General features: G+C 39.0%; 11 protein-coding genes, 1 other RNA gene and 1 other annotated feature. Of the genes, 9 read left to right on the top strand and 3 right to left on the bottom strand.

The annotated features are described in order from the left end of the window. The first annotated feature begins 8 nt into the window (after positions 1-8). A complete protein-coding gene (gene dtd, locus KFZ58_RS10930) occupies positions 9-455 on the top strand; it encodes a D-aminoacyl-tRNA deacylase (protein ID WP_235791345.1) in 447 nt (148 codons plus the stop codon). Between the two features lie 32 nt (positions 456-487). On the opposite strand, the gene KFZ58_RS10925 is transcribed toward dtd, so the two are convergent. Beyond that, positions 488-1,510, bottom strand: a complete 1,023-nt coding sequence (locus tag KFZ58_RS10925) for an N-acetylmuramoyl-L-alanine amidase family protein (protein WP_235794729.1) — start codon at positions 1,508-1,510, stop codon at positions 488-490. Positions 1,511-1,610: 100 nt separating this feature from the next. On the opposite strand from KFZ58_RS10925, the gene KFZ58_RS10920 reads away from it, so the two are divergent. From KFZ58_RS10920 to ssrS, 4 genes are all read left to right on the top strand, one after another. Next, entirely contained in the window at positions 1,611-1,784 is a 174-nt protein-coding gene (locus KFZ58_RS10920; RefSeq protein ID WP_235791344.1) for a hypothetical protein, read from the top strand. A 67-nt stretch (positions 1,785-1,851) separates the two neighbouring features. Further along, positions 1,852-2,068 (top strand) — a binding site (T-box leader). 57 nt (positions 2,069-2,125) lie between these two features. Continuing rightward, complete coding sequence (gene hisS, locus KFZ58_RS10915; protein ID WP_235791343.1) at positions 2,126-3,415, top strand: histidine--tRNA ligase; 1,290 nt, start codon at positions 2,126-2,128, stop codon at positions 3,413-3,415. Continuing rightward, complete coding sequence (aspS, locus tag KFZ58_RS10910) at positions 3,408-5,174, top strand: aspartate--tRNA ligase (protein ID WP_235791342.1); 1,767 nt, start codon at positions 3,408-3,410, stop codon at positions 5,172-5,174. The genes hisS and aspS overlap by 8 nt, the downstream gene beginning before the upstream one ends. Positions 5,175-5,240: 66 nt before the next feature. Continuing rightward, a non-coding RNA gene (gene ssrS, locus KFZ58_RS10905) (6S RNA) lies at positions 5,241-5,433 on the top strand. 73 nt (positions 5,434-5,506) lie between these two features. Here the strand turns inward: ssrS and KFZ58_RS10900 are convergent. Continuing rightward, the gene (locus KFZ58_RS10900) at positions 5,507-6,175 is read right to left on the bottom strand and encodes an RsfA family transcriptional regulator (protein ID WP_235791341.1); all 669 of its coding nucleotides are present in this window, start codon (positions 6,173-6,175) and stop codon (positions 5,507-5,509) included. Positions 6,176-6,260: 85 nt separating this feature from the next. After that, positions 6,261-7,538, bottom strand: coding sequence for a replication-associated recombination protein A (locus KFZ58_RS10895; RefSeq protein WP_235791340.1), 1,278 nt, complete (start codon positions 7,536-7,538; stop codon positions 6,261-6,263). A gap of 141 nt (positions 7,539-7,679) precedes the next feature. Between KFZ58_RS10895 and cymR the strand changes: the two genes are divergently transcribed. The 4 genes from cymR (at position 7,680) to KFZ58_RS10875 (ending at position 11,496) form a co-directional block, all read left to right on the top strand. Continuing rightward, positions 7,680-8,099: a cysteine metabolism transcriptional regulator CymR gene (cymR, locus tag KFZ58_RS10890; protein WP_235791339.1), complete on the top strand. Its 420-nt coding sequence runs from the start codon at positions 7,680-7,682 to the stop codon at positions 8,097-8,099. A gap of 453 nt (positions 8,100-8,552) precedes the next feature. Then, a complete protein-coding gene (locus KFZ58_RS10885) occupies positions 8,553-9,695 on the top strand; it encodes a cysteine desulfurase family protein (protein ID WP_235791338.1) in 1,143 nt (380 codons plus the stop codon). A gap of 15 nt (positions 9,696-9,710) precedes the next feature. After that, the gene (gene mnmA, locus KFZ58_RS10880) at positions 9,711-10,823 is read left to right on the top strand and encodes a tRNA 2-thiouridine(34) synthase MnmA (protein WP_235791337.1); all 1,113 of its coding nucleotides are present in this window, start codon (positions 9,711-9,713) and stop codon (positions 10,821-10,823) included. Between the two features lie 16 nt (positions 10,824-10,839). Continuing rightward, positions 10,840-11,496, top strand: coding sequence for a tetratricopeptide repeat protein (locus KFZ58_RS10875; RefSeq protein WP_235791336.1), 657 nt, complete (start codon positions 10,840-10,842; stop codon positions 11,494-11,496). Positions 11,497-11,511: the final 15 nt, after the last annotated feature.

Raw genomic sequence — 11,511 nt, 5'->3', positions numbered from 1 at the left:
GAGAATCAATGAAGGCAGTTGTACAACGTGCAAATAATGCGAGTGTTACTGTGAATGAAAAAACAGTTGGGGAAATAGAGTATGGGTTTGTTGTCCTTCTTGGTGTAACCCATGAGGATAGTGTAGAAGACGTGCAATTCCTTGTAAATAAAATTATCCATCTGCGCGTTTTTGAAGACGAAAACGGGAAAATGAATCTTTCGTTGAAGGATGTGGAAGGCAGTATATTGTCCATATCACAATTCACATTATACGGGGATACTCGTAAAGGAAGAAGACCCAATTTCCTCCAGGCAGCAAAACCGGACCAGGCAAGTGTACTATATCACCATTTTAATCAAATGCTTAGAGCTCAGGAAGTACATGTTGCGACTGGTGAATTCGGAGAAATGATGGATGTTCACTTGACGAACGCAGGGCCCATGACTTTTATTTTGGATAGTAAAGAAAAGTAGAAATGGGATAACACGGGCCATCCCATTTCTACTTATTCGTTTGCAAAATATTTTCCTAATCCGTTTACAATACCTGTTACTAATTTCTTCTGATATGCATTTGTTTCAAGGAGTGATTCTTTTTCTGCATTAGATATAAATCCTAACTCCAGCAGTAAAGATGGCTTCAAGCTTTGGCGGATGACAAATAAATTCTCATTTGTTGTACCGCGATTATCAGCTTCTGTTTCTTTAATAATTTCCTTTTGGACATATGAGGCTAATTCTTTATTTTGTTCATGATAATAATAGGTTTCCGCACCTGTGACCTCAGGTAATTCTGGTACACTATTGTAATGGAGGCTTAAAAAAACGTCGGTATCCATTGTATTTGCAAAGCTAACTCTACTTCCCAAGGAGATAAATTCATCTTCAGGTCTGGTTAGAAGCACTTCTGCTCCCAAGATGGTAAGTTCATGTGCTAATTCATGTGCTGTTAAGTACGCAATGTCCTTTTCGAATGCGCCAGATGCGCCGATTGCCCCTACATCACGTCCGCCATGTCCGGCGTCAATGACAATCGTTTTATTTTCAAAACCGGAGGATGAGGAGGGGGTTCCCTGGTTTTCATCAACAAGCTTTTTCAGAATAAAACCGGTAAAATTTTCGATTGCAACCTCATACCAATCACCCTCGTCAGCGATGACATTATAAGTATCGTCCTTATCCGCAAAATGAATGATGTCATAATCTGTAGAAGGACCATTGCGCAGTTGTGTATTGTCCTGTTGAATGGTTATCGTTTTTTCAGTGAAATCTTGCTGGTCGTTATTAATCGTTATGTATTCTGTTATAATCCAGCCTGTTCCTTCATCAAGCTCGATTTCTACCCAATCGTTCTGTCTGTCAATAACGGTGTATACTTCGTCCATATTAGCTTGTCCTATTTGTTCAAATTCTGTTCCCGGGCCATTTCGAATATTTAGATTATCTTCATTAATCACAGCTTGGTCTGCATGAACAGGAATTGATAGCAGAAGACTCGAGCAAAGCATGATGCACAAACCAATAATCATTTTCTTCAATTGTAAAAGCCCCCTCTTATACTGCTTCATTCTATTAGTATAATAAAAAACTTACATATAGGCAAAGCTAATACAATTAGGAGGGCTTTATATGCGATTACATGAAAAACAATGGAATATAAATAGTAATAAAGATATGCTGGGTGTTAACTTCCACCGCTTTATGGAATTGGAAGGACATGCTAATCATATGGAAATAGCTGAGGAATTAGGGGTATCATTAGGTGAAGTGAAAATGTTAAAGAAAAAGGTGAATCGTGCTTGACATTCGCACATGTAAAGATTAATATAATAGACATTCAAGTCAGTCCATAATTCAACATAATATAACATGAAAACCAAAGAAGGAAAAAGTAATTGAAACCCATATGAAAAGAGAGAAAATGCCATAGGCTGAGAGCATTTTTACATAATGATTCGATGAAAGACATTCCCAAGGCTTTATATCGAATAAAAAGTAGGTATAGACGTTTTGCAGGCGTTATCTGTGTAGAGCGGATGCATTAGCATCAATCAGGGTGGCAACGCGGGTAAACTCTCGTCCCTTATTTTTATAGGGGATGGGGGTTTTTTCTGTATAAAAAAGTAACCTAAGGAGGTAATTAGATGGATATGAAAGCGCCAAGAGGCACGGTAGATATTTTACCAGAAGATGCTTTGAAATGGCAGTATGTTGAAGATCACATTAAAAAGGTGAGTCACAGATTCCATTTTAATGAAATACGTACACCATTATTTGAACATACGGAAGTTTTTCAGCGTGGTGTAGGGGATTCAACGGATATCGTTCAAAAAGAGATGTATACATTTGAAGATCGGGGTGGAAGAAGTTTAACACTTAGACCAGAGGGGACGGCTTCGGTTGCGCGAGCTTTTGTACAAAATAAATTATTTGGTGATCCTAATCAGCCGGTGAAATTGTATTACTTTATGAATATGTTCCGTTATGAACGCCCGCAAAAAGGGAGAATGCGTCAGTTAAATCAATTCGGTGTGGAAGTATTAGGGAGTGCTGATCCGGCGATAGATGCTGAGGTCATTGACTTGGCAATGACAATTTATCAGGAGTTGGGGTTAGAAAACTTAAAATTAGTTATCAATTCATTGGGTGATAAAGAAAGCAGAAATAGTCACCGCAAGGCACTGGTAGATCACTTCACACCACATAAGCATGAACTTTGTAATGATTGTCAGATTCGATTGACGCAGAATCCATTGCGGATTTTAGATTGTAAAACCGATCAGGATCATCCTGCCATGAAAACCGCTCCTTCCGTTCTGGATTATTTGAATGAAGAGTCCAGTCGTTATTTTGAAGTGTTAAAGGATTATTTGACATTGATGGGGATTAGCTACGTTGTTGATCCAAATCTTGTTCGGGGATTAGACTATTATAATCACACAGCTTTTGAAATCATGAGTGAAGCAAAAGGATTTGGGGCGATTACTACCTTAGCAGGGGGCGGCAGATATGATGGACTTATTGAAGAATTTGACGGTCCTAGAACTCCCGGGATTGGCTTTGGCATGGGTCTTGAACGTCTGCTAATGGCCCTGGAAGCAGAGGGAAGGGAAATTCCTACTGATAAGCAATTGGATTGTTTCCTTGTAGCTGTAGGAGAACAACCTGAAAAGGAAGCCGTTCGACTTGTTCATGAATTACGAAAAAGTAACATTCAAGTAGATAAAGATTATCAGGGTCGTAAAATGAAGTCGCAATTTAAAGCTGCCGACCGATGGAAGGCAAAATATGTTTTGATTTTAGGTGAGGATGAGTTGGAGAAACAAATCGTCAATGTAAGATCAATGGACACTGGGGAACAAGAAGAGATCCCTATGTCACAGTTAGTTGAACGTATGCAGGAAAAGCTTCTAGGAGGAAAAATCAATGAGTGAACGTATATTAGCTGGAACATTACATGAGATGAATGTTGATCAAACGGTGCTATTAAAAGGATGGGTACAAACTCGTCGTGATTTAGGCGACCTTATTTTTATTGATCTGCGCGATAAATCCGGAACTGTTCAAACTGTCTTTAAGCCAGATGCATCAGCACAAGCTTTGGAAATAGCTGAATCGGTTCGCACGGAATACGTTGTTGAAATAAAAGGGGCGGTTCTAAAGCGTGATGAAACTACCATTAATCCAGCAATGAAAACCGGAACGATCGAAGTGATTGCAACAGATATTACGATTTTAAATAAATCAAAAACACCGCCATTTCTTATCGAGGATGATACAGATGTTTCTGAAGATTTACGCCTGAAATATCGCTACATTGATTTACGTAGAGATGCTCTGCAAGAAACGTTTAAGCTTCGTCATAAAACAACACAAGCAGTGCGCAACTTTCTAAATAATGACGGTTTTTTGGAAATGGAAACACCGATTTTAACAAAAAGTACACCAGAGGGAGCACGTGATTATCTCGTTCCCAGTCGTGTTCATCCTGGAGAGTTCTATGCATTACCGCAATCACCACAGCTTTTCAAACAGTTGATCATGATGGGTGGTTTTGAGAAATATTATCAAATTGCAAGATGTTTTCGAGATGAGGATTTACGTGCGGATCGCCAACCGGAATTTACGCAAATTGATATTGAAACATCTTTCCAAACAAGTGATGAAATAATGACAATGACCGAAGAAATGATGAAACATGCGCTAAGAGAAGCAAAGGGTATTGATATATCATTACCGTTGAAAAGAATGCCATATGATGAGGCGATGGAACGCTTTGGTTCAGACAAACCTGATACAAGATTCGGCCTGGAATTGATCCATGTAACCGATGTTCTCGCTAATTCTACCTTTAAGGTGTTTCAAGGTGCCATCGAATCGGGCGGGAAAGTTTGTTTGTTGAATATAAAAGGACAAGCAGAAAATTTTTCCCGCAAAGACATTGATAAGCTAACCGAATTTGTAAAAATATATGGTGCCAAGGGTCTCGCTTGGATAAAAGTGGAAGGGCAGGACTTGAAAGGGCCTATAGCTAAATTTCTGTCTGATGAGGAAAAGGCAGGTTTAATTTCTGCTTCTGATGCAAGTGATGGCGATTTATTACTCTTTGGCTCAGGTAAAACACAGGTTGTATATGACAGCCTCGGGGCCTTGCGTTTGAAGCTTGGAAAAGAGCTGAATCTAATTGATGAGTCGAAATTCAATTTCCTATGGGTAACAGATTGGCCTTTGCTGGAGTATGACGAGTCACTTGAGCGGTATTTCGCTGCCCACCATCCGTTTACATCACCAGTGGAAGAGGATATTGATAAATTAACTACAGATCCAGGAAACGTCCGTGCGAATGCTTACGACCTTGTATTAAATGGCTATGAATTGGGCGGAGGTTCTATTAGAATTCATAAAAAAGAACTGCAGAATCAACTATTTAAAGTCCTTGGATTTACGGAAGAAGAAGCAAGTGAGCAATTCGGTTTTTTACTTGAAGCATTGGAATACGGTGCGCCACCACATGGAGGGGTAGCACTGGGATTAGATCGAATAGTTATGCTACTGGCTGGCAGATCGAATTTACGTGATACCATTTTATTCCCGAAAACAGCCTCAGCATCTGACTTATTAACAGATGCACCAGGTGAGGTGGCAAATACACAGTTGGATGAATTGGGTATTAAGTTGAAACCGAAAAAATAACTGTATCTTATTGATAAAAAATCGGGTCTATGTTAAGATAAATTTACAAACTAATTGAAGATACTATTAATCCTGATGTGTTCGTTTATGATAAGTGTTTTGACCGAACACCTATATACTTGGGAGCTTGTTTAGTTTCTATGTTGCGTGCATGCCTTGTTTTACTTAATCCGAGGAAGCATAACAAACATAGAACAAAGCACCCACCTGCCTAAAGCGGGATCAAAACTTACAACTGGACGGCACGATCGGGATTAATAGTATACATAAATAAAAACGGACTACGTTGTTCTCCGCTATTTGAGCGTAACAACATAGTCCGTTTTTTAAAGTTAATTGGAACCTTGCGCCAATTGCTGCAAGTTCCCATTTTTGTCCATACGGAATGCCGGTGTTGGCATTGTTCCCTGATCATCAAGAACAGTCATTTTTCTGGCTCTTTCCATGATTTGAATAAATACTTGATAATCTTCCTGAATTGTAGACAGCTGTTTTTCCGTCTGTGCCAATTGTTTCTCCAGTGATTGTACTTGCTCTTTCAATTCCATATTCTCTTTTTGTGTGTGCTCAAGCGATGCTTTTGATTGATTGGAAGCATGATAGTCTTTTTTGACTTCCCGTAAAAATTTAATAACCATGTCCATGGTAATAGAAGGCTCTTCTATTACAGGAATTGTATGCGTATCTGCTTCTTCATCAATTGTGTCTTCCTCGTTATTTTGAGGAAGTGATACTCTTTTTCTTGATTGTTGTGTTGTTCCTAGCATAGCCCGTTTCTTCTCTTTACGCTGCCTTTTTGCAAGATCAATAGCATTATCGTATTTCATACGAACTTCTGCGTTCCAGCGAAATCCGCAAGCTGCTGATGTACGATTTAATTTGTCACCGACTTCTTCAAATGCATTTAACTGTGTGCTGCCTTCTCTAATGTGGCGCAGAACTGTTTCTGCCAATAATAGATCATCTTCATGTGACCAGGCATCCTGTCTGACTTTCACCAATATGTTCAACTCCTTTTTCTGATAACATAATTACATAGATTTGATATTTACTACGTATTATTACCATATGAAAAAGGAATTATACCTACTTGTTTTTATCATGCTGAATTTTTTCATAAACTTGTTTGATAGCTTTTTCAAATTTACTTGAATTTTTTGGGTGGTAATAGTGTTTATTTTTTATAGAATCAGGTAGATACTGTTGATTCACCCAGTTGTTCTCATAGTTATGCGGATATTGGTAGGTATTGCCCCTGCCGAGTACTTTGGCCCCTTGGTAATGTGAATCTTTTAAATGTGCTGGGACCTCCCCGCTTTTTCCACTATGAATATCAGCTAATGCCGCGTCAAGGGCTTTATAAGCTGTGTTTGATTTTGGTGATAGACATAATTCCACAATGGCTACAGCTAACGGAATTCTCGCCTCTGGAAAGCCTAATCGCTCTGCTGCCTGAACGGCCGCAACCGCGCGAGGACCGGCTTGTGGACTGGCAATACCGATATCTTCATATGCTGTTACGATCATACGGCGTGCAATAGACTCCAGATCTCCTGCTTCAATTAATCTGCCTAAGTAGTGGAGAGCTGCATCAACATCACTGCCGCGAATCGACTTTTGAAAAGCTGACAGAACATCATAGTGCGCATCTCCTCCTTTATCATGTGAAAAGCTTTTCTTTTGCATACATTCCTCGGCTGTGTCCAAATTAATCACAATTTGACCTTCCTGGTTTTTAGGTGTGGAAGAAACGGCTAATTCAAGTCCATTTAAGGCTGCACGTATATCCCCATTTGCACTACCGGCAAAATGATCCATTGCTTCATCTGTGATCATCAGGTTTTTATTTCCGTAACCGTCTGTTGTATCTTCCATCGCACGATTTACTGCAGTATGTATATGAGAAGCTTTTAATGGATGTAATTCAAAGAGATGACATCTGCTTCTGATTGCAGGATTAATTGAGTGATATGGATTACTTGTTGTACAGCCGATCAATGTAACTATATTACTTTCCAGGTGGGGGAGCAGGAAATCCTGTTTTGCCTTATCCAGTCGATGAACCTCATCTAAAACCAGAACAACCTGTCCCATCATTTTTGCTTCTTCAACAACAATCTCCATATCTTTCTTTTTATCAGCAACAGCATTAAGCATCTTTACTGGCATGTCCAGACTTTTTGCTAATGCTACTGCCATAGATGTCTTTCCAGTCCCGGGTGGGCCGAATAATATCATGGAGGCTAGGCGTTCTGCTTGTACCATACGATTTAAAATTTTACCTTCACCAACAAGATGTTCCTGACCGATAATATCTTCTATATGTGCAGGCCTCATAGCTAAGGCAAGTGGTGTTTGTTTCATTCATAACTTCCTTTATAAAAATAATAGTTTGTTCATTTAATACTGATAAAATGCAAGAAGTAGTGATTTCATGCTATAATATCATGTATTAAATGTCTACTGATAATGAAATGAATTGAATGAATAATAGAGGTGTATGTATTGAAAATTTCAACCAAAGGAAAATACGGTTTAACGATAATGATTGCTTTAGCAAAAAAACATGGAAATAGCCCGACATCACTTAAGTCGATTGCACATGAGAATAACCTGTCAGAACATTATTTAGAACAGCTTGCATCACCACTCCGTAACGCAGGCCTTGTCAAAAGTGTTCGCGGTGCATACGGGGGCTACGTATTAGCAAATGATCCAAAGGAAATTACGGCCGGAGATATTATTCGTGTGCTAGAAGGTCCTATCACACCAGTAGAAGGAATCGAAAATGAAGAGCCGGCAAAACAGGCACTGTGGATGCGAATCCGTGATGCAGTAAAAGACGTGCTTGATACGACAACCTTGGATGATTTAAGTCATCATAATGATGATAGACCACAGGAAGCATATATGTTTTATATTTAATATGCTGTTTTTAAAAGTTTTGTTGTGACACAAAAGATATAAACTGAGACATAACCCTTCGCTGACCCCGAACTGGTGGGGAGGTTATGTTTTGAATATTGATTACTAATGCAGTTTAAAGGCAGTAAACACAACATTAGCGGAGGAAATACATGGAGACTCCGGCGGGAGGAAAGGCCTCGGTGAGACTCCGCAGTGCGCCAGCACAAGGAGGCTCACCAGCCGCCCGCGGAAAGCGGAATGTATTTCTGTAGCGGGGTAAAAAGCATTAATCTTAATTTCAAGATACGTCACAGTTTATAAATTTTAAGCAACATTGCGTACGAAAAGAGCCATTTAATAAGAAAGTTAAAATCCCGGAAGAAATTGAGATTAGTGAAATCGGCTATTTCGCTGATTTCACTAATCTGACTTCCGGCATCTGACCTCTAGAAATAGGAAGGAAATGTAGTTATGGAACAAATCTATATGGATCATGCGGCAACAACCCCAATGGATAAAGCAGTGATTGATGCCATGTATCCGGTATACGCGGAAGTATTTGGTAACCCGTCCAGTGTTCATGCCTTTGGTCGAAAAGCAAGACAGCAATTGGATGTGGCAAGGCGTGTAATGGCTAGTAGCATCCATGCGAATGAAAAAGAAATCATTTTTACAAGTGGAGGAACAGAGGCTGATAACTTGGCACTTATTGGCACTGCAATGGGTAATAGGCATAAAGGGAACCACATTATTACAACCAGAATAGAACACCATGCAACACTGCACACAGTAGAAAACTTGGAAAAACAGGGTTTTGAAGTAACGTATTTACCTGTTTATGAAGATGGAAAAATAGCGTTAGCTGATCTAAAAGAAGCATTAACAGATAAGACGATACTTGTTTCAATCATGTTCGTAAATAATGAGACAGGGGTTGTTCAACCAATTGAAGAAATTGGCGAATTGCTGAATAGTCATCAAGCCTATTTTCACACAGATGGGGTACAAGCTTTTGGTCTGATGGATATAGATGTGAAGGCTATTGGAATAGATATGTTAACCGTGTCAGCTCATAAAATTAATGGCCCCAAGGGGATTGGTTTTCTATATGTAGCTGAAGATGTTAAATTAAATGCGCTGCAATTTGGTGGAGAACAGGAGAGAAAACGTCGGCCGGGGACCGAAAATGTAGTAGGAGCAACTGGTTTTAAAAAAGCGGTTGAACTGGCAATGGAGAACAAGGAAGAAAGAAGAGAAAATTATCAACGTTATAAGGATGCGTTTTTGGAAGAATTAAGAATAAATAACATTGACTTTGAAGTGAATGGTGACTATGATTCAACGATAGCTTCCATTGTGAATGTAAGTTTCCTGGGTATGAATGTGGAAACCCTATTAACTAATCTAGATCTGGAAGGAATTGCTGCATCTAGTGGAAGTGCATGCACTGCCGGTTCTGTAGAGCCATCTCATGTTCTGTCCGCGATGTTTGGTGAAAATAATGCATGTACAACGAATTCAATTCGTTTTAGCTTTGGTATATATAATACAACGGAAAATGTAAAAGAAGCAGCAAGAAGAGTTTCAAAAATTATAAAACGATTAAGTTCATAAAGGAAAGTGATTTAAATGAAAAGCAATAAAGATACAAGAGTTGTAGTTGGGATGAGCGGTGGCGTCGACTCATCCGTAGCTGCATTACTATTGAAAGAACAAGGGTATGATGTTGTTGGTATTTTCATGAAAAACTGGGATGATACCGATGAATTTGGCGTGTGTACAGCGACAGAGGATTTTGATGATGTTGTTCGGGTATGTAATCAACTGGATATTCCGTACTACGCAGTTAACTTTGAAAAACAGTATTGGGATAAAGTGTTTACGTACTTCTTAGATGAGTATAAAGCAGGCAGGACTCCAAATCCCGATGTAATTTGTAATAAGGAAATTAAATTTAAAGCGTTTCTCGATCATGCACTTTCCTTGGGAGCAGATTATTTAGCAACAGGACATTATGCACGTGTCCGAAATAATAACGGTCGCTATGAAATGCTACGCGGTGTTGACGATAATAAAGACCAAACATATTTCCTGAACCAACTCTCAGCAGATGTGTTGGAAAAAGTAATGTTTCCACTAGGGGAAATACCGAAATCAAGGGTTAGAGAAATTGCACTTGAATATGAACTCGTCACAGCTACCAAAAAAGATAGTACAGGAATCTGTTTTATCGGTGAACGTAATTTCAAAGATTTCTTAAAAGAATATATACCTGCTCAACCAGGCGAAATGAGAACAATGGATGGTGTTGTAAAGGGAAATCATGATGGTTTGATGTATTATACGTTAGGTCAGCGGCAAGGGCTTGGAATTGGCGGTTCTGGTGATCCATGGTTTGTTGTTGGAAAAAATCTCAAGGAAAATGTACTATATGTGGAACAAGGATTTGCTAATGATAAGTTATATTCAGATGGACTAATCGCTACAGATGTGAATTGGATCAACTCGGATATAATAAAAGACAACTTCACGTGTACGGCAAAATTCCGTTATCGTCAACAAGACAGTGATGTAAAAGTTACCTTGCTCGAAGATGGGAAGGTATATGTTGATTTTGCTGAGAGAGAACGTGCTGTTACACCAGGACAAGCAGTTGTATTTTATGATGGTGATATTTGTCTTGGCGGAGGAACAATAGATGAAATCTTGAAAGATAATAAATCACTTGATTATGTTGGGTAAATAAGGGGTTCTTTTCATGGATAAAAACGAACAGGCTATTAATTATATGAAGGAAAATAAATATGAAGAGGCTGCCGGTATCTTTTCAGAGATAATCGAAGAACATCCTGACGATCCGGTTGGCTATATTAATTTTGGTAATTTACTATTGCATGCGGGTGACCTGACTCGTGCACAGCGTTTTTTTGAAAAAGCGATCAGCTTAGATTCACATGCAGCTACAGCCTATTATGGACTTGGAAATCTTTATTTCGAAGAATCAATCTACCCAAAAGCACAGGAAAATTTCCAAAAGGCGATTGAATTAGGGCTTGAAGAAAGTGATGTGTATTACCTGCTGGGAATGACACTTCAACATCAAGAACACTATAAACTCGCTTTGCCATATCTTCTAAGAGCAACAGAACTGGATCCGGAAGATGAAGAAGTGAAATTTCAATATGGACTTGCACTTGCACAAAGTGATCACATTAAAGAGGCTGAACCCATTTTTAAGCAAGTGTTGAAAAAGAATCCGGAGCATAGTGACGCACATTATAATCTGGGGGTTATTGCTTTATTTAATGAAAACGTAAGTGAAGCATTAAGGCATTTTGATGAGGCGTTACGTATACAACCAGATCATTTGCTGGCAGCGAACGGAAAGAAAAATGTGGAAGAAGCAATGAAATAAGAAACGCGAGATTTG

It is taken from the genome of Virgibacillus sp. NKC19-16, assembly GCF_021560035.1.
GTDB lineage: Bacteria > Bacillota > Bacilli > Bacillales > Amphibacillaceae > Virgibacillus_L > Virgibacillus_L salidurans.
This window is presented reverse-complemented; position numbering and strand designations above follow the sequence as displayed.